This window comes from Fodinicola feengrottensis, assembly GCF_010993775.1.
Classification (GTDB): Bacteria; Actinomycetota; Actinomycetes; order Mycobacteriales; family HKI-0501; genus Fodinicola; species Fodinicola feengrottensis.
In genome coordinates, this window is record NZ_WOTO01000095.1 from 1 (window position 1) to 20,700 (window position 20,700).

The following is a 20,700-nucleotide window of genomic DNA, read 5'->3' on the forward strand; positions in this document are numbered from 1 at the left end:
GGGTCATCAGGTCGCCGGTCCTGCCGCTGCCGGCGCGACCCAGCTGCGCGACGATGCCGTCGACCGCGGTGTTGAACTCCTGTACCGACCCCGACCATGCGCCCAGTGCCACGGCCGCCGCCGACAATCCGCCGCGCACCTGCCCGGCGTCAGCGCTGATCCGCTGTGCCGCAGCGGCCGCTTCGGGGTGGCCGGTGCCCTTCCAGTTCGCTGGTACGGGCGCGTGCGCCTGCTGGGTCGTACCGTCCAGGGTGAGCGCCGACTCCGCGTCGCTGGCCAGGGTGGTGCTGGTGCCGCGGAGCGTGTCGGGATCGGCTGGATGCCTGTCGAACGGCTGCAGCGCGGCCACGGCCCCTCCGTCCTGCGTCGGTTCTCGGCTGGATCTGGTCAGAAGCCAAACCAAGGGTCCAGGCGAGAGTGGCAGGCCCTGTCAAGGGTTGCGCGGGCGCGAGAGACTGACCACGAAAGTGTTCGCCAGCCGACGATGGGGATCCCCTATGCCAGCCCGCTATCTGGACGTCGACCCGGACGCGGTGGGCACCGCCGGTCGTACGACCGCGAGCACGTCGACCGACTGGGAAAGCTGGGCCAGCCACGTCGACGGCCAGCTCCGCGGCGCCGCCGAACAGGCCAGCGACCCGGTCGTGACGCCCGCTTTCGAGGATCACCTCTGCACCTGGAACCCGCGGATCCAGAGCATGGCCCGCAATGTCGACGCGCTCGGCACCAACGCCGTCTCGGCCTCAAACGTGGTGGCCAACGCCGACAGCACGTCGACCACCACGCTCACCACCACCGGCGCGGCGGCCCACGGGCTGTCCAGCGTCCTCAGTCGCCCGATCGCTCAGTAGCAGAGGTCAGGTCCGATGCGGCAGGCACCGGCTTCGGGCGGCCGACAATCGCCAGCACGCCGATGACGCCGAGCCAGATTTCGGCCGGATATTCGGCCAGCCGTTCCATTCCGCCGGCACCCAGTCCCAGATATTGGCCGCCCCCAAAGAGCACGAAGGCGACGAAGCCCACCACCACGCCGACGACCAGCGAGAAAATGCCGGCCGCGCGATCCGTACGCAGCATCGCCAGCCCCAGCAGGACAGCGGCGATCGAACCAATCGGAATGTTGAGGGCGCCGACGCCGTGCAGGGCAAGGTTGACGTTTTCCGGCGCGAACCCGACCAGCACCTTGCCCAGTCCGTTGGCAACCAGCAGGCACAGCGCGACGGCGACCAGGACGCGACGAGTCCAGTAACGCCCGCGCCACAGCAAAACAGTGCCGAGGATGGTCAGAACTCCAGCGAGGATGAAAGCGGTGTTCATCACGCCGTGCAGCGGCGAACAGATGTAAGTCGAGGTCGCACCGGTGAGCTTGATCGGGCCGCAAACGGTGTTGCCGAGGTCGCTGATGTAGTTGTCGAACCAGTTGTACGGGTGCGCCCACGCGGCGGCGGCAATGATCTGGAGGACCAGAAACTGGATCGGCGCCAGCAACCAGCACCACGCGCCCACGCGTACCAAAGTCGTCTTCATTCCTCACATTTTGCAGCAAGGCGGTCAGAGCGGCGCGGTGGGCCCACGCCGTTCCGACGCCCTTGCCAGCTCAGCCGGACTGGTTCGGGTCCGCTCGGTCGGCGAGCCGCAGTTTTCTTTGGTCCCACCAGATAACGGCGACGGGACAGAGGAACAGGAGGGCGAGAATGGCAATGGCCGCGAGCACGCTCAGCCAGTCGAAGTCGTTAGCCATGATGACCTTTCAACAGTCAGGAAAGGAAAGACGCAGCCCAAACGCCGCGAAGGGATCTCAGTCCTGGACCGGAGGCGGGCCTCGTGCGCCGTGGACGGACCCGGCGCGATGGTGGACAGGCGTCTCTCGTACGAGCCGTACGAGAAAGGTCCGCGACCTCGGCGCACTCGGGAGAGGCTCCCCGACACTGGCCGGGTGCGGGTCCGTACGCGGGACGGTGCCACGGACCGAAGCCGGTTCGGTGGCGACCGTGAGACCCGCAGCGGCGCGGATCGCGAGTAGTCGGGAGCGACCGGATCGCTCGCCAACGAAGACGCGCTCACCCCGCCGAAGGGCAGGGTGAGCGCGATCAGCACAACGGCCAGGAACGCGCGCCACCCGAATCGGAACGGCTGACTGTCCTGGCGACGGATCACCAGAGAAACTTTACCAAAGAGACGTCCGGGCCGACCGGATGGCCAACCCGGACGACGGAATCAGCCCAGGTCGTACCGGTCGAGGTTCATGACTGTGTCCCATGCGTCCACGAAGTCCTCCACGAACTTCTCCTGCGCGTCGTCGCTCGCGTAGACCTCGGCGACGGCCCGCAGCTCGGAATTCGAGCCGAAGACCAGGTCGACCCGGCTGCCGGTCCACTTGACCTGGCCGCTCGCGTCGCGGGCCTCGAAGCTCTCGGCGTCGTCCGACGAGCCGCCGGTCGGCTTCCACTGCGTACCCATGTCGAGCAGGTTCGTGAAGAAATCGTTGGTGAGCACCCCCGGCCTGTCGGTGAGCACGCCCAGCGGCGACTGCTGGAAATTCGCACCGAGCACCCGCAGGCCGCCGACCAGCACGGTCATCTCCGGCGCGCTCAGGGTCAGCAGGTTCGCCCGGTCGATCAGCAGGTATTCCGCCGGCAGCCGGTGGCCCTTGCCGCGGTAGTTCCGGAACCCGTCCGCGGTCGGCTCCAACGCGGCGAACGACTCCACATCGGTCTGCTCCTGCGCCGCGTCCGTACGCCCCGGAATGAACGGCACCTCGATGTCGTGGCCGCCGTCCTTCGCGGCCTTCTCGACCGCCGCGCACCCGCCGAGCACGACCAGGTCAGCGATCGACACCGGCTTGCCGAAGGACTCCTGGATGCCTTCGAGCGTACGAAGCACCTGAGCCAGGTTGGCCGGGTCGTTGACCTCCCAGTCGCGCTGCGGCTCCAGCCGAATCCGGCCGCCGTTGGCGCCGCCGCGCTTGTCGCTGCCGCGGAATGTGGAGGCCGACGCCCATGCGGCCGAGACGAGCTGGGACACCGACAGACCGGAGGCGAGGATCTGGCTCTTGAGAGCGGCGATGTCCGCCGCCCCGATGACCTCGTGGTCCACGGCCGGGATCGGGTCCTGCCAGAGCAGCGACTCCTGCGGCACCAGCGGCCCGAGGTAGCGCTGGATCGGGCCCATGTCGCGGTGCGTCAGCTTGTACCAGGCGCGTGCGAACGCGTCCGCGAGCTGGTCCGGGTTTTCGTGGAAACGCCGCGAAATCGGTTCGTAGATCGGGTCGAACCGAAGCGCCAGGTCGGTCGTCAGCATGGTGGGCGTACGGGACAGCTCGCCGGTCTCCGGGTCCGGAACGGTGTTCGCGCCGGCACCGCCCTTGGGCTGCCACTGGTTCGCGCCGGCCGGGCTCTGGGTCAGCTCCCACTCGTACTGGAACAGGTTGTCGAAAAAGCTGCTGCTCCATCGGGTCGGCGTGGAGGTCCAGGTGACCTCGATGCCGCTGGTGATCGCGTCCCGGCCCTTGCCGCTGCCGAAGCTGTTCTTCCAGCCCAGGCCCTGCTCTTCGAGCGAGGCACCCTCGGGTTCGGCGCCGACGTATTGGTCCGCGTCGGCCGCGCCGTGAGTCTTGCCGAAGGTGTGGCCACCGGCGATCAGCGCGACGGTCTCCTCGTCGTTCATCGCCATCCGGCGGAACGTCTCGCGAATGTCGCGCGCGGAAGCCAGCGGATCCGGGTTGCCGTTCGGGCCTTCCGGGTTGACGTAGATGAGGCCCATCTGGACCGCGCCGAGCGGACTCTCCAGCTCCCGGTCACCGGTGTAGCGCTCGTCGCCGAGCCACGTACGCTCCGGGCCCCAGTAGACGTCCTGGTCGGGCTCCCACACGTCGGCGCGGCCGCCGGCGAAGCCGAAGGTCTTGAGGCCCATCGTCTCCAGCGCGCGGTTGCCGGCGAAGACCATCAGGTCGGCCCAGGAGACCTTGCGGCCGTACTTTTTCTTGACCGGCCACAGCAGGCGGCGCGGGCCTTGTCCAGGTTGCCGTTGTCCGGCCAGCTGTTCAGCGGCGCGAACCGCTGCATGCCGGCGCCAGCACCGCCGCGGCCGTCCTGGATCCGGTACGTGCCGGCGCTGTGCCACGCCATCCTGATCATCAGCGGGCCGTAGTGCCCGAAGTCCGCCGGCCACCAGTCCTGCGAGGTGGTCAGCACCTCGTCGACGTCCTGGGCCAGTGCGTCCAGGTCAACGGTCTGGAACTCGGCCGCGTAGTCGAAGTCGACGCCCATCGGGTCAGCCACCGCGGAGTGCTTGCGCAGGATCGCCAGGTTGAGCTGGTTCGGCCACCAGTCACGGTTGCCGCCACCCTCGGTCGGGTGGTTGAAGCGCTCGACCGAGACCGGGCATCCGCCCGCCGTGGGCTCGTTCATCTCGCCAACGACGGCGTCAGGACTGTCGGACATGGGATTCCTTTCCGGGGTCTGAGATGTCCTCAGAAACTGGTGTGGTCGTGCAGCTGGGACACAGGCCCCAGTAGATGACTTCGGCCTCTTCGATCCCGAAACCGTGATCGTCGGAGGGCGTCAGGCAGGGCGCGTCGCCGACGGTGCAGTCGACGTCGGCGACCACCCCGCAGGACCGGCACACGATGTGGTGGTGGTTGTCCCCCACCCGCGACTCATACCGGGCCACTGAGTTGGCCGGCTGGATCCGGCGTACCAGACCGGCCGTGGTCAGGGCCCGCAACACGTCGTAAATGGCCTGGTGGGACACCTCGCCGATGGCTGCCCTTACGACCCCGATGAGGGTGTCCGTGTCGGCATGCGGATGGTCGTAGACCGCCGTCAGCACCGCCACCCGAGGACGCGTCACGCGCAACGAAGCCTCGCGCAACATGCTCTCGTAGTCCGAAGTCATCGACACACCGCGTAGTCTGGCGCATTTTCTTGAATGAATCAAGAATAGCCCTGCGTGTCGCGTGAAGTCTTCCTCAGTAACGCTCACTCCCACGCTCGAGGGCGGCCCTTTGGGCGCGTGGAGGTTGAACCCGCATCGCGGCCAAGGCGAGAGCGGCCAAGGGTTAGCGTCGACGGATGGCGAACGCGGAGCAGGCAGTGAAGTGGAACGGCGAGTCGGGCCAGTTCTGGGCGGCGCACGACGATCGGTACGACGCCATGTTGCGGCCGCTGACCGCTCGGCTGCTCTCGGCGGCCCACCTCGTACCGACCGATCGCGTGCTCGACGTGGGATGCGGCTGCGGTGCCACCACCCGGATCGCGGCCACGCTGGCCGGGCAGGTGCTCGGCGTGGATCTGTCCGAGCCGATGCTGGCCCGCGCCCGAGAGCGGGCCGCGGACCGCGACAACGTCCGTTTCGAGGCCGCCGACGTGCAGTCGTACGACTTCGGGGCCGGTGCGTACGACGCGGTGATCAGCCAACTCGGGGTGATGTTTTTCGACGACCGCGAAACGGCGTTCGGCAACCTCCGGCGGGCCTTGCGGCCCGGCGGCCGGCTCGCTTTTGTGTGCTGGCAAGACGAAAACCGCAACGAGCACCGGACCGTACAGCTGGCCGCGCTGGCCCCTTACGTCCAGCGGCAAGCTGAGCAGCCAGCCGACGCTCCCGGCCCGTTCACGCTCGCCGACCCGGAAGTCGTACGAACACTGCTCGCGAACACCGGATTCGTCGACGTCACGATGGCCGCACTCACCGAGCCACTGCCGGTCGGAACGGACGCCGCCGACGCCGCCGAGTTCGTCCAGCACATTCCGTCGAACCGGGCGGCGTTAGCCGATTTGCCCGAGGAGACGCTGGCGGAATTCGGCGCCGCGTTGCGCGATCGGCTGCTTGCGTACGAAACCCCGCAAGGTGTGCTGTTGAGGTCAGCGGCCTGGCTGGTCACCGCACGAGCCGCGGACCAGTGAACCACTGACAACACAGAGCCACCGCGATCCCCCGGCACAGTAACGAAACGGCGAGGTTCTGCCCGTTTTATCCGCCGGTGCGTGGCATTCGCTGATCGGCGATGGCGAGATCGTTGGTGCGCACAGCAAAAGACAACGACCTGACTGACTCCGGTGTTCGGGGAATGGCCTAAAGTAGCCAGCCGATCATGCTGGCGCCGAGGTCGCTCCTACCAATAGGGTCCCGGGGTTGAGCAGGTCTGCGCGTACGCCGCTCCGAGGAGTTTCCCTTTGATGATCGTGTACGGCATCGCCGCCGCCGCTCTGTTGCTCGCCGTGGTGACGGTGTTGCTGCTGTCCCGGCTGCGGATCCGGCGCGCCCGCCGGGACGCCGCCGACGCCCGCCAAGAGGCGAACCACGCCCGCGAGGAAGCCAACCGGGCGCGCGACGAGGTCGTCCGCGCGCAGGAGGAGGTGGCCCGGGCCAGGGACCAGGCCAGCCAGGACCTCGCCCGGGTGCGGGACGAAGCGGTCCGGGCCGGCGAGCGGGCCCGGGACGACGCCGGCCGCGCTCAGGACGAGGTCGCCGCGCAGGCCAGGGCCTACGCCGCCGACCTCGCGGCGGCCGCGGACCGGTTCGCCGACGAGACGGTCGCCCCGGTGCTCACCCGGCTCCGCGAAGGCGCCTCGACCGACACCGCGCTGGCCAGCGTCCCGCGACCGGAAATCGGTGCGTACGAGCGAATCCTGCGGATGGTGGCGGCCGAGGCCGGGCGCAGCGAGAACCGCCGGGCGGCGGCCATGGCGGCGTGCGCGAACGCGGCCGGCCGGATGCAGGCGATGACCACCGCGACCCTCGCGGACCTGCGCGAAATGGAGCACCGGCACGCCGACGAGGATGTGCTCGGCGACCTGCTGCTGCTCGACCACCGCACCGCGCAGGCCGGCCGGCTGGCCGACAGCATCGCGGTGCTGAGCGGTGCGCGGTCCGGGCGGCGGTGGGCCAGGCCCATCCCGATGGAGTCGATCCTGCGGGGCGCCATGGGCCGGATCGCCGGCTACCAGCGCGTACGAGTGCGCTCGGTGGCCGACATCGCGGTCGCCGGCACACGCGGCCGAGGGCGTCATGCACGTACTCTCCGAGTTGCTCGACAACGCGTGCACTTTTTCCCCGCCCACCACCGAAGTTCACGGTTACGTGGCCGAGGTGACGGCCGGCGCGGTGGTCACCATCGAAGACAGTGGCCTGGTGATGAGAGCGAGACCGCGCTGCGTCGCGCCGAGCAGGCGGTGTCCGGTGAGGTGGGCGACCTGTCGATGCTGTCCGGCAGCCGGCTCGGTCTCGCGGTGGTCGGCCGGCTGGCCCGCAAGCACGGCCTCAAGGTGTCGTTCCGGCCGTCCGCGATCGGCGGCACCGGAGTGGTGGTGATGATCCCGCACGAGCTGATCACCCGGATCCGCACCGACGGTCCAATCAGCCTGCCGACCCAGACACGGGCGGCGCTGACCAGCGGTCCGAGCGAGTCCGAACCGGTCGGCGACACGGCCACCGGCCTGCCGCGGCGCCGGCGCGGTCGTACGCTCGCCGCCACCTACCCGGACGACGCTCCCCCGCGCGAGCCCCGAGCCGGTGTCATCGGGACGCAGCCCGGAGCCGGCCGGCGCCCGTTTCGGCGCCTTCCGGCGGGCCGTCACCGGGCAGGACAACCCGCTGGGCACGGAGGATGACCGATGACCTTGCCCACTACTACTACGCCCACTCGTACCACGCGGCCGATCTTGCCTGGCTGCTGGAAGGGCTGCTGAGTCGTACGCCCGGCGCCCGGCACGCGTTGGTGCTGTCCAGGGACGGGCTGAAGATGTGCCGTACGTCCGCGCTCACCGAGGACCAGGCCGACCAGCTGGCCGCGATCGCCGCCGGCATCCAGAGCCTGTCGCATGGCGCCTCGATCGAGTTCGGCGACGGCTCCGGCGGCGTACGCCAGTCGATGACCGAGTTCTACGGCGGCGTGCTGTTCATTGTCGAAGCCGGCCAGGGCAGCCACGTGGCGGTCATCGCCGCCGAGGACGCCGACGCGGGCCTGGTCGGGCACAACATGCTGGAGCTGGTCGAGCAGCTCGGCGCGAACGCCTCAGCGCGGCCCCGCGCGCCACAGCCGAGGAGGCCACGCCGGAATGAGCCTGGCGGGCCGCGACGACGACCCGGACCGGCTGTACACCCTCACCGGTGGCCGCAGCCGGCCCAGCAGGGACTGCTTCGACCTGGTCACGTTGGTGGTCGGCGAAGCCGAACCGGCCCAGGGGATGCAATCGGAGCACGCCGCGATCCTGCGGATGACCCGCCGGCCGGTGGCTGTCGTGGAGATCGCCGCGGACCTGCGACTTCCGGTCAGCATCGCCAAAATCCTGTTGTCCGACATGCTCGACGCCGGCTGGATCAGCGTTCGCCATCCGCAGTCGGCGCTGGGCGTGGCGCAGCTCCCGGACCACACCACTCTGGAGAAGGTGCTCGTTGGACTCCGCGATCTCTGAGGTGCTGCCGGCCAGCCGTACGCCGCTCAGCCAGACCGCCGACAACGGGCTCAAAATCGTCATCGTCGGCGGCTTCGGCGTCGGCAAGACGACGATGGTCCGCTCGGTCAGCGACATCCGGCCGCTCAACACCGAGGAAACGATGACCCAGGCGGGTCAGCATCTGGACGACTTACGGGCCGTGCCGTACAAATCCTCGACCACGGTGGCCTTCGACTTCGGCCGGATCAGCCTCGACACGCACACCGTTCTCTATCTTTTCGGGGCACCCGGCCAGGAACGCTTCTGGTTCCTGTGGGACCGGCTGTTCACCGGCACGCTCGGCGCGATCGTGCTGGTGGACGACCGGCGGCTCGCCGACTCCTGGTACGCGATCGACCGGCTGGAGCACCACCGCACGCCGTTTATCGTGGCCCGCAACGACTTCGGCGGCAAACCACACAGCCTCACCGAGGTCCGCGACGCGCTCGATCTGGAGCCGCAGGTGCCGCTGATCGACTGTGACGTACGCTCCCGCGCCTCCAGCAAACAGGTGCTGATCGCGCTCGTCGAGCACCTCCAGAACCTTATGACCGCTCGGGAGAACACCGTATGAGCACGCCCACGCCCGCCGAAACCGGTTGCCCGGTGCTCGCCGAGAACGCCGTTGCGCTCAGCGGCCCGCGTTTTCACACCGATCCGATCGGCCTGTACGAGGACATGCGGCGCGAGCACGGACCGGTGGTGTCCGTAGAGCTACCCGGCGGTTTCCCGGCCTGGCTGGTGATTGGCTACCGCGAGCTGCATCAGGTCACGTCCGATCCGGACCTGTTCCCGCGCGATGTCGGGCTGTGGAATCAGTGGCCGCACATTCCGGCGGACTGGCCGCTGCTGCCGATGATCGGCCAGCGGCAGGCCTCGGTCTACTACACCGTGGGCGAGCCGCACCGCCGGCACGCGAGCATGGTGAGCGAGGCGCTGGCCAGCGTCGACGCGTTCGAGCTGCGCCGGCACGCCGAGCAGCTGTCCGACGAGCTCATCGACGGTTTCTGCGGACGTGGCGAGGCCGACCTGGTCGCAGATTTCGCCGGTCCGTTGCCGGTGCGGTGCTCGTGCTCGCCCGCATCATCGGCTTCCCGGACGCGGAAAGTCGTCAGCTGGCGTACGTGCTGAACGAGCTCGCGGACGGCGGGCCGGGCGCTCAGCAGGCGTACGCGAGCTACACCGACCACATGCAGCGACTGGTCACGACCAAACGTGCACACCCGGGCGCCGATGTCGCCTCCCGGCTGCTGGCCGACCCGGCCAGACACAGCGACGAGGAGGTGGTGCTGGACCTGAAAGACACAACTGCCGCCGGGGTCCTCCCGACAGCCGACTGGATCGGCAACTCGATCCGGCTGATGCTCACCGACGATCGGTTCGCCGCCGCCCTCGGCGGTGGCCGGCACAGCGTCGCGCAGGCCATGAACGAAGTCCTGTGGGAGGACACCCCCACCCCCAGATCCTGAGCGGCCGCTGGGCCGCCCGGGACACCACCCTCGCCGGTCGACCGATCCGGTCCGGCGACATGCTGCTGCTCGGGCTCGCCGGGGCCAACGCCGACCCGGAGATCCAACGCCATCTGGCCGGTGGCCAGAGCGGCAACAGCGCGCACTTCTCTTTTGGTTACGGCGAATACCGGTGCCCTTTCCCGGCCCAGGAAATCGCCGAGATCACCGCCCGGACCGGCATCGAGGTGCTGCTGGACCGGCTGCCTGACCTCGATTTGACCGTGCCGGCGCGGACCCTGGTCCGACGCCCGTCGGCATTCCTGCGCGGGATGACCGCACTGCCGGTACGGTTCACCGCTGTGCGACCCGTTGGAGGGCAATTACCATGAATGACCCCGACTTAGCGACCCAACGTTTTTCCCAGCACCGATTAACAAGTCCTCGCCAGTCGAGGAACCAGACCATTGTCATCGATCCGCTCGTACGAGATCTGGCCGGCGAAACCGCGAAGCTGCGGTCCGCCGGCCCTTTTGCGCGCATCGACCTTTTGGGCGTACCAGCCTGGACCGTGACCAGCCACGCGGTGGCCCGCCGGCTGCTCACCGATTCCCGGCTGGTGAAGGACATCAACCACTGGGGACTTTTCCAGTCCGGCATCGTCAACCAGCAATGGCCGCTGATCGGGATGGTCGACCCCGGTCGCTCGATGTTCACCGTCGACGGCGCCGAACATCGCCGGCTCCGGGTCAAAACCGCCCAGGCGGTGACTCCGCGCCGACTGGAAGCGCTGCGTCCGGTCATCGACGAACTGACCAGATCGCTGCTCGATGACTTGCAGAATCTTGACCGCGTGGACTTGAAAACCACCTTCGCGCAGCCGCTGCCCATGGGTGTGGTTTGCGCCTTGATGGGCGTGGACAAGAGCGAGATTCCGCGGCAAATGCGGCTGTGGAAGGCGTTTTTCTCGATGCTGACCCCACAGGACGAGCGGCTTGCGGTCATCTCCGAGCTGGACGTTATTTTCACCGATATGGTACGGGAAAAGACCGCCCCCCCGGCGATGACCTGACCAGCGCCCTGATCCTGGCCGACGACGGCGGCGAGCCGCTGACCGAGGAGGAAGTCGTAGGCAACCTCAAGTCGATGGTCGCGGCCGGACATGAGACAACCATCGGGCTGATTCTCAACGCCGTACGCGGATTGCTGACCCACCCCGATCAGCTGGCACTCGTACTGGCCGGTGCGGTTCCGTGGACTTCGGTCGTCGAAGAGGCGCTGCGCTGGGATCCGCCTGTTTCCCACCTCCTGATGCGATTCGCTACCGAGGACATCGACGTCGACGGTTTCGTCATCGAAAAAGGTGAGGGCGTGGTCATCTCGTACCGCGCCATCGGCCGGGACGCCTCGCACCACGGTCCTGACGCTGATTTCTTCGACGTCACCAGGTCCACACCCATCCGGCACATGACTTTCGGCCACGGCCCACACATCTGCCCCGGCGCCGCACTGTCGCGGCTGGAAGCCGGGATCGCGCTGCCGGCGCTTTTTTCGCTCGCTTCCCCGGATTGCGGCTCGCCGTACCATCCGCGGAACTCCGGAACCTGCCGATCATGACCCCAGAACGACCTGGAGTCCTTTCCGGTTCATCTTCGCTAAACAGACGCGAGGGTGACGTTCTGGGGCGGATATGCCGAACTTCCATCCCCCACAACGTCACCCTCGCGGAAGCTACCGATCCACTCATGACATCTCTCACATTTGCCGGTCCCGCACTAGAATCGGTCGCGCACAACGACAAGCGACTTTCGTGAGGAAGATCTTGACCGCTTTCCCGATGGCCCGGACCTGCCCGTACGATCCGCCGCCGGAGCTGACCAGGCTCCGCTCCGACGATCCGATCAGCCGGGTGACGCTGGCCGACGGCAGCACCCCGTGGTTGGTGACCCGGCACGAGGACGTACGCGCCGTGCTCGCCGACCGGCGGTTCAGCGCGGACAACGACCTACCTGGCTACCCACAACATCGCAGCGCCGGCGGCCGGCCGCCGCGCACCTTCCTGCGCATGGACGGCGCCGAGCACGCCCACCACCGCAAGGCGTTGACCAGCGAGTTTACCGTCAGGCGAATCGAGTCACTGCGTCCGCTGGTGACCAAAACGGTCGACCAGCTGCTGACCAGCATGGCCGCCGGACCGCGTCCTACCGACCTGATCGGCGCGTACGCGCTGCCGCTGTCCTCGACGGTGATCTGCCAGCTGCTCGGCGTGCCCTTCGGCGACCACCAGTTCTTCCAGGACCAGAGCCGGGCAATGTTGGACACGCACGGCGCCCCGGAACAGGTCACGAAAGCGCGGAACGAGTTGGTCGGCTTCCTGCGCGAGCTGGTCGCGGCCAAGGTCGCTACACCCGGGGACGACCTGATCAGCCGGCTGCTGGCCAAGGGCCGACTGAGCGGTCCGGAAGTCGTCCTGACTTCGGTGCTTTTGTTGGTGGCTGGCTACGAAACGACCGCGAACATGATTGGTCTGGGCACGCTGGTGCTGCTGCGAAATCCCGAGCAGGCCGCGGTCGTACGGGACGACCCCACCGCTGCTTCCAGCTCGGTCGAGGAGCTGCTGCGGCTGCTGACCATCACCCACCTGGGCCATCGCCGGGTCGCTCTCGAGGACGTCGAGGTCGGGGGGGTGCTGATCCGCGCTGGTGAGGGTGTCATCGCGGCCGCCGACGCGGCCAATCGGGACCCCGCGGTGTACGACGCTCCCGACGCGCTGGACGTGAGACGAAGCCCGAACCACCACGTCGCCTTCGGTTTCGGCGTGCACCAGTGCCTCGGCCAACCACTGGCCCGGCTGGAACTCCAGGTCGCCTATCCAGCCTTGCTCCGCCGCTTTCCCGACCTGCGCCTCGCCGTGGACCCCGATGCACTCACCTATCGGGACACCCAGCAAATCTATGGCGTCGATTCCCTCCCAGTCACCTGGCAATAAAGACCGAGCTACGCTGATCCACTGTGACCAGCACGAAAGTCGATGACATTTGTCAGACCATCTGGATGGATAGATGAATTACCATCGCGACCACTGGAAGCGCTGGGCGCGTACGGTCGGCAACGTCCCAGAGGTCGACGTGGCCCTCGCCGCGTACGACGGAGTGGAGCGGCTCGCCCGTCCGAAAATGCTCTATCAGCGCGGTGGACACCCGATCCAGCCCCAGCAGCCGTGGCAGTTTCCAGGCCCGCCGGCCGTTGAATACCGCGTCGAGGCGGCATACCGGCGGATCGCCGCGACGCTCATCATCGCGCCCCAGGCACCGGACGCCGACGGCCGGGCCGACGCCGTCGAGGACCTGTTGTACGAGCTGCACGCAGCCGAGCTCGACATCGTTCTCGGACGCCTCGGCAATCGGGGCCTCGACGCGCTGGGGCGGCTCCTGCTGGCCGCTGAGCACCTCGAGCGTTCGTGGGATTTCTGTCGCGTACAAGCACTTTTCAACCTCCTGCTGGAACGTCCCAGCCCACATGTGGCCAGCCTGGTCGGCGCCTGCATCTCGGCCACCCAGCCGGGCATGGACGGCCTGGAGGACGACGATGTCGACGGCTGGCTGGGTGCCGGCCGGGCCGTTCGTGGTGCTCGACGACCGCGCGTACCGGACCGACGCCGGCTATCGGGTGGAGGGCGCGGCGGATGCGATGGCCTGGCAGGACGTGCTGCAGGGCCTGATCGGCGACTGCTGGTTCCTGACCAGCCTGCAGGCGGTGGCGAAGGCCAACCCGCAGTGGTTGCCGCGCCATATCAAGCAGAATCCGAACGGTACGGTCAGTGTGTGCTGCTGTACGACGAGGACGACCGGCACCCGTGCCCGGTGACGGTGACCCCAGACCTGCCGGTCAGCGGCGGCGTGCTGGTGGGCGCCACCGGCCACACGAAAGACCCCGCCTATGCCGAAATGTGGCCCGCTTACTACGAAAAGGCGTACGCGCAACAGTGCGCCGGATATGCCGCGATCGAGGGCGGCTGGGCGCGCCGGGCGTTTCCGATCATCACTGGCCGCGAACCGGTCCGGCTGCCGACCGACAGCCGCGACCTGCCCTGGCGGATCGACGGCCACCTCCGCAGCGGCCACGCGGTGGCCGTCGGCACCCGCGGAGGGTCGGACCGGGACACCGTGCTCGGCGGCCGGCTGGTCTGCGGCCATGAGTATTTCGTCAAGGAGGTCGACACCCGGGCCGGCCGGATCTGCCTCGGCAATCCGTGGGGCGACGCGGCCAGCAAAACCAAATGGGAGGTTTGGCTGAGTCTCGACGAGGCGCTCACCCACCTCAACGAAGCCACCGCCGTACTGACGCGATGAGCGGATCTCCGGCGGGCCCTCACGGCTCTGCGCGGCTCAGATCCTCGGGGCTGAAACTGCTCAGGAAATTCAGTGCCTCTTCGGCCGGGCTGCCGGGCGCAGCGGTGTAGACCACCAGCAGGTGGTGGGCCGCGCCCGGAACCTGGAATGTTTCGTAGGTGAGCGTGAGGTCCCCGACGGTCGGGTGCCGGAAGTGTTTGGGCCCGTGGGTCTTCTCATGCACGTGGTGGCTGGCCCACAAGCCGCGAAAGGTCGGGCTCTGCACCGAAAGTTCACCGATCAACCGGACCAGTTCCGGATCCTGCGGCCGCCGCCCGGCCGCCATCCGGAGCATGCCCACGGTCGTACGGGCGGCCTCGTCCCAGTCGAGGTGAATCCGCGGCGCCTGCGGGTCCAGGAAGATCCGCCGGGCCATGTTCCGGTCGCGTACGCCCAGTCGCGGGAAGTCGGCGATCAGGATAGCCGCGAGGCGGTTCCAGGCCAGCACGTCGTTGCGGTCGTTCATGATCAGCGCGGGGCCGGTCGAGATGGCTTCGACAACCTGTCCGAGGGTGCTTCGCAGGACCGGGGCGCGACCCGCCGAGGTGGCGCCGCGCCGCGGTGGCCTCGCCAGGTCGTACAGGTGGGCTCGCTCGGCCGCGCCCAGCAGCAGCGCCCGGCACAGCGCATCGAGGACCTCGTCGGACGGCCGGTCGGCCCCGCCCCTGCTCCAGGCGCACGTAGTAGTCGGTGCTGAGGCCGACCAGCTCGGCGACCTCCTCGCGACGCAGGCCCGGCACCCGACGGCGGCCAGTGGACGGCAGCCCCGCCTCAGCGGGTGACACCGCGGCCCTGCGGGCCCGCAAATACATGCCGAGACTGCCGGCGATTGTCCTCGGGTCAGCGTCCACGCCATCCAGTATGCCCATGACAGCGGCTCGTAAGGTGGCCCTGTCATTCCCAGGGAACGGCTGTCACTTCATCTGCTGACCGCTGCCGCGAACCATTGCTGGCATGGCTAATTCCTCGCTTGATCTTCGACCCGAGACCGGCGCCGCCGTGCCCGTCCGGCGTACGTTCTGGCCGGTCGTCCTGGCGGTCGCGGCCGCCAGCATGATGTTGCCCTTCTCGGTGACCGGCGCCGCGGTGGCGCTGCCGAGCATGGCCGCGCACTTGGGGGCGTCCGTTGGTACGGCCCAGTGGATGTTGAACGCCTTCAACATCACCTTCGCCGCTCTCCCGCTGGCCGCCGGGGGCCTGGCCGACCGCCTCGGCCGCCGCCGCGTACTGCTGACCGGCATCGCCGTGGTGGGCGTGATGTCGCTGCTCGTCGCACTGTCGCCGTCGATGGTCTTGGTGGATCTCGCGCGAGCGATCCAAGGCTGCGGCGCGGCGACCGTACTGGCCGCGGGCGCCGCGGTGCTGGCCGAAGCCACCTCTGGGCGACGGCGACAGTTGGCCTTCGGCATCCTCGGCACCTCGTTCGGGACCGGGCTCGCGATCGGGCCGCTCGCCGCCGGAGCGCTGGTCCAACTTGCCGGCTGGCGGTCGGTCTTCCTGCTGGTCGCGGTGATGTCGGTGCCCATATGGCTGGTCGCGACCCGAGCCGGCGAATCTCGCGACCCCGCCCGACGCAAGCTCGACCTCGCTGGCGTAGCGACCTTCACCGCTGGACTCGGCTGCCTGTCGTACGCCTTCGTCCAGGCCGCTGCGGCCGGGTGGACAGCCCCGGGCACGCTGCTTCTGCTCGCCGCCGCCATCGCGCTGACCGCGCTTCGCGGTGCTGGAGATCAGGCGGGCGGACCGGGCGATGTTCGACGTACGCCTGTTCGCGAAGCCCGAATTCGTCGCCGTGGTGTGCCAGCCCTTCACGGTCACGCTGGGTTTCGTGATTCTGCTGATCTACCTGCCGGCTTACCTTCAAGGAGTCGCTGGTCAGAGCACCTTTTCCAGCGGTCTTCTGCTGCTCCCGATGACCGCGCCCGTGTTGCTGCTCCCGCTGGCCGCCGGCTGGATGGCCGCTCGTACGTCCGTACGCACGGTGCTGACCGCCGCGTCCTTGATGATCGCCCTCGGCGCGCTGCTCTTGACGACGCTGCACAGTGACGGGTCGTGGCTGGCGTTGGCGCTGCCGCTGCTGCCTTTCGGGGCTGGGGTCGGCCTGGCGTTCGGCGTGATGGACAACGCCGCCATCAGCACTGTCCCAGTCCACAACGCGGGAGCGGCCGCCGGCATTTTCAACACGATGCGGATCACCGGCGAATCCGTCGCCGTCGCCGGTCGCCGGTGCCGCGGCGCTGCTCACCACGCTGACCGCTGGCCAGCTCGGCCAGCATGGCGTCGCCGCGGCTTCGGCCGTACGACTGGCCGGGCTCGCTGTCCAGGGACAGGTCGCCCAGCCCGACCGAGCGGGCCTTGCCAGCGATCTGACCGCCGCCTTTCACGTCCTCGGAATCGTCCTCGCGATCCTGTCGACCATCGGCGCGGTTCTCACGTACCTGGCGCTGGCACCCCGCCGTCGCTAGTACCTGGCCCTCTTCATGAGGACGTCGGCGGCTTTGCTCGCGCCGCCGGCGTCGTGGCAATGCTTGCGCATTTCCGCGACGTTGTCGGCGTACGACGGCTCGGTGTCGATTGTTCGTACGGCCGCGGCGAGCTTCTCCGCGGTGATGGCACTGGGATCCAGGGCGGCTCCGAGACCGAGTTCGGCGACTCGACGAGAAGTCAGGGCCTGCTCCGGCATCTGTGGCACAACAACCAGCGGTACGCCGTACCAGAGCGCTTCCATGGTGCTGTTCATGCCGCCGTGGGTAATGAAAAGCCGGCTCCTTTCCAGCACCGGCAGCTGCGGCGGAACCGACGGCGCGAGCAGGAAATTCGCCGGCGCCGGTCCGAGCTCGGCCGGATCAACCCGGAATCCGTGCGACAGCACGACCGTCCATGGCAAATCGGCGAAAGCTTCGAAGCAGGACCGGAAAAAAAAAACTCCGTCTGGTTGTTGAAAACCGTACCGAGTGAGATGAAGAGCGTGTTGCCGGCTTCCACCTTCTCCAAGGGAAAGTCGCCGGTGTACGCACGCGGGCGAATCGCCGGCCCGGTGAAGGCCACCTCCTCGCCGATGTTCGCGCCCTGTGGGTGGAACTCGCGCGGCATGAACGAAATGCCGGTCCGATCCTCCCGCTCGAATGCCTCGAACGGATAGTTCGCCTGAGTGCCGAAAACCTTGGTGAAGTCAGCGTAGCCGGGTGACGCTGTGATCGCGTCCATCATCTGTTTCGCGCTCGCACTGGCAAGAACGGCAGAGGTGAGGGTGGTGCCCATGTACGACACGTAGGATCCGTTGACTGAAATCCCCTGCCGGTCGGCCTCCCGGTGACCCCACAACGCCATCGGGTCCGCCAGCACCAGGTCGGGTTTCTCAGCGGCCAGCCACGGCGAAAGCCACGGCTGAACCTCACGCCCCACCTCGGCCAACATCGCGAACAACGCCGCCGGCCCGGCCCACGGTCGGGTCCGGCGTCGGCGGGTCGGCATGGGCTTTGAGCCGCGCGCCGGTGAACTCGATGGACTCCCGGAACTGCTCCGCCGCGACATAAACAACGTCCTCGCCGCGGTCCACCAGCTCCGCCGCGACTCCCAGGGTCGGATTCACGTGCCCGTGTGCGGGCGGCACGAAAATCGCGTACTTTGCCATTCCGGCAGTCCCATCTCTTGTGAAGTCAGCCTCTCGTCCTTGATCCAACCGGCGATCTGGGGGTTTTGCCAGAACCAGCGCATCGGGCCGCTCTCAGCCAACGCACAGCTTCGTACCCGACCGCGCTGGGCACGACAGTCCCCCAGCCACGATCGTACACAAAAGTGAACCTGCGGCTGCCCTCCGCGCCAGCCCGGAGTAGTTGTCAGACCTGCCAGTTACGGTCGGGAGCATGACTGAATCAGCGGCCGAAGCGCCCCGCGCCGGCGGCAGCATCCGTTTTTCGTCACCGATCACCCTGCTGACGAGGATGTCGCGCTGATTTCAGCTGGGCTCGATGATCTCAACGTGCGGGAAACGGGAATCGACGATCGCCGACCGCTGGCGGTGCTCGCCAGGGACCCGGAAAGCAAGCGGGTGGTGGGCGGCCTCAGTGGCCGCACCTCATTGGGTCTGCTGTTCGTGGACCTGTTCTACCTACCAGCAGGGCTTCGCGGTGCCGGGTTGGGCAGCGAAATTCTGCGGCAGGCGGAGGAAGAAGCCCGCCGGCGCGGGTGCCGCGCCGGGGTGCTCTACACGATCAGTTTCCAGGCACCTGCCTTCTACGTCGCCCGTGGCTGGCGCGTTTTCGGCGAGGTTCCCTGCGACCCACCCGGAACCAGCCGAGTGTTCCTCACGAAAGAGCTCTACGATGCGACGGGTGACCTCGGCTGATCCCACCCCCTTGTTGCCTCGTGCGGTGGTGGTGCTGCTCGCCATGGCGGGCGCTGTCATCGTGCTCGGCGGCCTGCTGGCGAGTGCGTGGCTCGTCGCGCCGCTGTTCCTGGCGATGGTGATCGTCATCGCGAGCAGCCCGGTGGCAAGCTGGCTGCGCCAACATCGAGTGCCGTCCTGGCTGGCGACGACCATCCTGATCCTGTTGGTGTACGCGATAATCATCGCGCTCGTCGCCGTCCTGGTCGTCTCGATCGCCCAACTCGCCGCGCTGCTGCCCACGTACGCCGGCCGGGCCAACTCTTTGCTGACCGAGGTTCTCTCGCAGCTGGCGAGGTTCGGGGTCACCACAACGCAGGTGAAATCGATCCTGAGCGGCCTGAACATCGGCAGCGTGATCGGCTATGTCGGATCGCTGCTGACGACCGCCACCAGCATCGGCAGCAACGTGGTTTTCGTGCTGTCCCTGCTGTTTTTCGTGAGCCTGGAAACGTCCACTGTGGACGCGCGGCGGATCGCCATCGCGGTCGACCGGCCGCTGATCGCCGAGGCGGTGGCCGGCTTTCTGCGGGACACCCGCCGTTATCTCGTGGTCAACACGATCTGCGGACTCGCGGTCGCCGCGCTGGACACCATCGCACTTATGGTGCTGGGCATTCCGCTGCCGTGGCTGTGGGGGGTAGTGGCGTTCCTGACCAACTACATTCCCAATATCGGCCCGTTTCTTGGCATCGTGCCACCAGCGCTGCTCGCCTTGTTGAGCGGTGGCTGGCAGCTGATGGTGATCGTCATCGCGGTCTACCTCGTCATCAACTTCGTTGTCCAGACAGTCATCCAGCCACGTGTGGTCGGCGACACCATTGGACTGTCCCCCATTGTCACGTTTCTTTCCTTCGTGCTGTGGGGCTGGATTCTCGGGCCGATCGGCGCGATTCTCGCGGTCCCGATGACACTGCTGGTCAAGGCGCTCTTCGTCGATGTGGACCCTAAAGCCGGCTGGGCGCATGCGCTGCTGACCAGTGAACAGGACCTACCAAAGAAATCCTGAAGCAAACGTTCTACGGTGGCTCCATGACCGAAGAAGCATGCCCCTGGGAACCGCCCCTTGCCGGCACCGAGGCCGAGCACCTTCTCGGCGCGCTGGACCGCCTGCGTACAACCTTCCGCTGGAAGGCCGACAACCTCGACTCGACGGGCCTGCGGACCCGCATCGGCGCGTCCTCGATGACCATCGGCGGTCTACTCAAACACCTTTCGCGCGCCGAGGACCAGATGTTCACCACCAAGCTCAGCGGCGCGCCGATGAACGCCCCCTGGGACACCACCGACTGGGACAGCGATGCCGACTGGGATTTCACCTCGGCCGCCGCGGACACCCCCGGGGCGCTGTACGCGCTTTGGGACGCGACCATTGCGCGATCCCGAGCGACCCTCACTGCCGCCCTGGCCAACGGTGGGCTCGACCAACTCGTCTGGCTCACCTGGCCGGACGGCCGCCATGCCAGCCTGCGCCGGCTCGTGTGCGACCTGATCGAGGAGTACGGGCGGCACACCGGCCACGCGGACCTGCTCCGCGAGGCCGTCGACGGCCGCGTCGGCGAGGATCCGCCCGCCGGTTGGCGCCCCTCTCCCCTCAAATAGCCGTTAGCCTGCCTCGTAGTCCGTGGCGTCACCGCAGAAGGCCAAGCAACGCTTCCAGTACGTGTTCCCCATGCGCGCGACCCGCGGTCGCGCAGCCGCCGCGAGGCAACTCAGGCCTGACTTGCGGTGAGTACGCCCCGCCGCCCGGATCGCTGGATCCACGTGCGACGCACGCGATGAGGCATTACGGCCAACCAGCGGTGTAGTTATCCGCGGCGGTGTCGTAGGGCTGGCAGCAGGACGTGGTCAATCAGGGCGGCTATCGTCGCCTCGTCGAGTTTCTCGCGGCGGGCGACCATCTGCCGGAAAGCATATGAGGGCAGGACGCCGGCGATGATGTCCACGGGCGCGTCGGGGTCGATCTCGCCGCGTTCGATCCAGCGGTCGAGAACTGAACGCAGTGCCAGTGCCGGCGGCCGGCCAATCGACTCGTACGC

Annotated in this window: 25 protein-coding genes and 5 pseudogenes; 19 read left to right on the top strand and 11 right to left on the bottom strand. The window is 67.9% G+C overall.

Translation table 11 applies throughout. The features are described 5' to 3' along the window. The coding region (locus GNX96_RS46100) for a hypothetical protein (RefSeq protein ID WP_163573715.1) at positions 1-349 on the bottom strand (349 nt) is incomplete at its 3' end. A gap of 148 nt (positions 350-497) precedes the next feature. On the opposite strand from GNX96_RS46100, the gene GNX96_RS46105 reads away from it, so the two are divergent. Continuing rightward, complete coding sequence (locus GNX96_RS46105) at positions 498-851, top strand: hypothetical protein (protein WP_163573716.1); 354 nt, start codon at positions 498-500, stop codon at positions 849-851. Here GNX96_RS46105 and GNX96_RS46110 read toward each other — a convergent pair. Together GNX96_RS46110 and GNX96_RS46115 are read right to left on the bottom strand one after the other, a co-directional pair. Beyond that, a complete protein-coding gene (locus GNX96_RS46110) occupies positions 829-1,527 on the bottom strand; it encodes a DUF998 domain-containing protein (RefSeq protein ID WP_163573717.1) in 699 nt (232 codons plus the stop codon). The genes GNX96_RS46105 and GNX96_RS46110 overlap by 23 nt on opposite strands. Positions 1,528-1,597: 70 nt before the next feature. Continuing rightward, entirely contained in the window at positions 1,598-1,741 is a 144-nt protein-coding gene (locus GNX96_RS46115; protein ID WP_163573718.1) for a hypothetical protein, read from the bottom strand. Between the two features lie 108 nt (positions 1,742-1,849). Between GNX96_RS46115 and GNX96_RS46120 the strand changes: the two genes are divergently transcribed. Continuing rightward, on the top strand, positions 1,850-2,023 hold the full coding sequence (locus tag GNX96_RS46120; RefSeq protein WP_163573719.1) for a hypothetical protein: 174 nt from the start codon (positions 1,850-1,852) through the stop codon (positions 2,021-2,023). A 194-nt stretch (positions 2,024-2,217) separates the two neighbouring features. On the opposite strand, the pseudogene katG reads toward GNX96_RS46120, so the two are convergent. After that, positions 2,218-4,442: pseudogene (gene katG / locus GNX96_RS46125) on the bottom strand (catalase/peroxidase HPI). Further along, positions 4,426-4,902, bottom strand: coding sequence for a Fur family transcriptional regulator (locus tag GNX96_RS46130; protein ID WP_163573720.1), 477 nt, complete (start codon positions 4,900-4,902; stop codon positions 4,426-4,428). Before GNX96_RS46130 ends, katG begins: the two are co-directional and overlap by 17 nt. 170 nt (positions 4,903-5,072) lie before the next feature. Between GNX96_RS46130 and GNX96_RS46135 the strand changes: the two genes are divergently transcribed. The 12 genes and pseudogenes from GNX96_RS46135 (at position 5,073) to GNX96_RS46175 (ending at position 14,235) form a co-directional block, all read left to right on the top strand. After that, entirely contained in the window at positions 5,073-5,903 is an 831-nt protein-coding gene (locus GNX96_RS46135; RefSeq protein ID WP_163573721.1) for a class I SAM-dependent methyltransferase, read from the top strand. 273 nt (positions 5,904-6,176) lie between these two features. Then, a complete protein-coding gene (locus GNX96_RS60475; protein WP_279583310.1) occupies positions 6,177-7,610 on the top strand; it encodes an ATP-binding protein in 1,434 nt (477 codons plus the stop codon). Further along, a pseudogene (locus tag GNX96_RS46145) lies at positions 7,607-7,882 on the top strand (roadblock/LC7 domain-containing protein); the annotation flags it as partial. The gene GNX96_RS60475 and the pseudogene GNX96_RS46145, both read left to right, overlap by 4 nt. Positions 7,883-8,057: 175 nt before the next feature. Then, positions 8,058-8,414, top strand: coding sequence for a DUF742 domain-containing protein (locus tag GNX96_RS46150; protein ID WP_163573722.1), 357 nt, complete (start codon positions 8,058-8,060; stop codon positions 8,412-8,414). Beyond that, positions 8,395-9,009 carry a GTP-binding protein gene (locus GNX96_RS46155; RefSeq protein WP_163573723.1) on the top strand — a complete coding sequence of 205 codons (615 nt, stop codon included), beginning with the start codon at positions 8,395-8,397 and terminating at the stop codon, positions 9,007-9,009. Before GNX96_RS46150 ends, GNX96_RS46155 begins: the two co-directional genes overlap by 20 nt. Further along, the gene (locus GNX96_RS60480) at positions 9,006-9,566 is read left to right on the top strand and encodes a cytochrome P450 family protein (RefSeq protein ID WP_279583311.1); all 561 of its coding nucleotides are present in this window, start codon (positions 9,006-9,008) and stop codon (positions 9,564-9,566) included. The genes GNX96_RS46155 and GNX96_RS60480 overlap by 4 nt, the downstream gene beginning before the upstream one ends. Continuing rightward, the gene (locus GNX96_RS60485) at positions 9,506-9,904 is read left to right on the top strand and encodes a cytochrome P450 family protein (RefSeq protein WP_279583312.1); all 399 of its coding nucleotides are present in this window, start codon (positions 9,506-9,508) and stop codon (positions 9,902-9,904) included. Before GNX96_RS60480 ends, GNX96_RS60485 begins: the two co-directional genes overlap by 61 nt. Next, on the top strand, positions 9,874-10,275 hold the full coding sequence (locus tag GNX96_RS60490) for a cytochrome P450 family protein (RefSeq protein WP_279583313.1): 402 nt from the start codon (positions 9,874-9,876) through the stop codon (positions 10,273-10,275). Before GNX96_RS60485 ends, GNX96_RS60490 begins: the two co-directional genes overlap by 31 nt. After that, a complete protein-coding gene (locus GNX96_RS60495) occupies positions 10,272-10,955 on the top strand; it encodes a cytochrome P450 family protein (RefSeq protein WP_279583314.1) in 684 nt (227 codons plus the stop codon). Before GNX96_RS60490 ends, GNX96_RS60495 begins: the two co-directional genes overlap by 4 nt. A gap of 74 nt (positions 10,956-11,029) precedes the next feature. Then, a complete protein-coding gene (locus tag GNX96_RS60500; RefSeq protein WP_279583315.1) occupies positions 11,030-11,500 on the top strand; it encodes a cytochrome P450 in 471 nt (156 codons plus the stop codon). A gap of 205 nt (positions 11,501-11,705) precedes the next feature. Then, positions 11,706-12,872, top strand: coding sequence for a cytochrome P450 (locus GNX96_RS46170; protein WP_313885958.1), 1,167 nt, complete (start codon positions 11,706-11,708; stop codon positions 12,870-12,872). A 73-nt stretch (positions 12,873-12,945) separates the two neighbouring features. Beyond that, positions 12,946-14,235 (top strand): C2 family cysteine protease, encoded by a 1,290-nt coding sequence (locus GNX96_RS46175; protein WP_163573724.1) that lies wholly within the window; start codon positions 12,946-12,948, stop codon positions 14,233-14,235. Between the two features lie 19 nt (positions 14,236-14,254). Here GNX96_RS46175 and GNX96_RS66780 read toward each other — a convergent pair whose 3' ends face one another. Together GNX96_RS66780 and GNX96_RS66785 are read right to left on the bottom strand one after the other, a co-directional pair. Continuing rightward, positions 14,255-14,740, bottom strand: a complete 486-nt coding sequence (locus GNX96_RS66780; RefSeq protein ID WP_390624340.1) for an MmyB family transcriptional regulator — start codon at positions 14,738-14,740, stop codon at positions 14,255-14,257. Between the two features lie 241 nt (positions 14,741-14,981). Further along, a pseudogene (locus tag GNX96_RS66785) lies at positions 14,982-15,143 on the bottom strand (hypothetical protein); the annotation flags it as partial. Between the two features lie 184 nt (positions 15,144-15,327). Between GNX96_RS66785 and GNX96_RS66790 the strand changes: the two are divergent. Continuing rightward, positions 15,328-15,942: pseudogene (locus GNX96_RS66790) on the top strand (MFS transporter); the annotation flags it as partial. A gap of 82 nt (positions 15,943-16,024) precedes the next feature. Continuing rightward, positions 16,025-16,405, top strand: a pseudogene (locus GNX96_RS66795) (hypothetical protein); the annotation flags it as partial. Positions 16,406-16,466: 61 nt separating this feature from the next. On the opposite strand, the gene GNX96_RS60505 reads toward GNX96_RS66795, so the two are convergent. From GNX96_RS60505 to GNX96_RS46200, 3 genes are all read right to left on the bottom strand, one after another. Beyond that, positions 16,467-16,658 carry a hypothetical protein gene (locus GNX96_RS60505; protein WP_279583318.1) on the bottom strand — a complete coding sequence of 64 codons (192 nt, stop codon included), beginning with the start codon at positions 16,656-16,658 and terminating at the stop codon, positions 16,467-16,469. Positions 16,659-16,735: 77 nt separating this feature from the next. Continuing rightward, on the bottom strand, positions 16,736-17,146 hold the full coding sequence (locus GNX96_RS46190) for a nucleotide disphospho-sugar-binding domain-containing protein (RefSeq protein ID WP_279583322.1): 411 nt from the start codon (positions 17,144-17,146) through the stop codon (positions 16,736-16,738). A 522-nt stretch (positions 17,147-17,668) separates the two neighbouring features. After that, complete coding sequence (locus tag GNX96_RS46200; RefSeq protein ID WP_163573727.1) at positions 17,669-17,908, bottom strand: hypothetical protein; 240 nt, start codon at positions 17,906-17,908, stop codon at positions 17,669-17,671. Between the two features lie 348 nt (positions 17,909-18,256). On the opposite strand from GNX96_RS46200, the gene GNX96_RS46205 reads away from it, so the two are divergent. Genes GNX96_RS46205 through GNX96_RS46215 form a run of 3 tightly spaced genes read left to right on the top strand, consistent with a single transcriptional unit; the run spans position 18,257 to position 20,263 of the window. Continuing rightward, positions 18,257-18,622 carry a GNAT family N-acetyltransferase gene (locus tag GNX96_RS46205; RefSeq protein WP_279583319.1) on the top strand — a complete coding sequence of 122 codons (366 nt, stop codon included), beginning with the start codon at positions 18,257-18,259 and terminating at the stop codon, positions 18,620-18,622. Next, positions 18,609-19,670, top strand: a complete 1,062-nt coding sequence (locus tag GNX96_RS46210) for an AI-2E family transporter (RefSeq protein ID WP_279583320.1) — start codon at positions 18,609-18,611, stop codon at positions 19,668-19,670. Before GNX96_RS46205 ends, GNX96_RS46210 begins: the two co-directional genes overlap by 14 nt. Positions 19,671-19,693: 23 nt before the next feature. Further along, on the top strand, positions 19,694-20,263 hold the full coding sequence (locus GNX96_RS46215) for a mycothiol transferase (protein ID WP_163573728.1): 570 nt from the start codon (positions 19,694-19,696) through the stop codon (positions 20,261-20,263). Between the two features lie 206 nt (positions 20,264-20,469). Here the strand turns inward: GNX96_RS46215 and GNX96_RS46220 are convergent. Further along, positions 20,470-20,700, bottom strand: a 231-nt coding sequence (locus tag GNX96_RS46220; RefSeq protein ID WP_279583321.1) for a TetR-like C-terminal domain-containing protein, incomplete at its 5' end; no start/stop codon positions are given.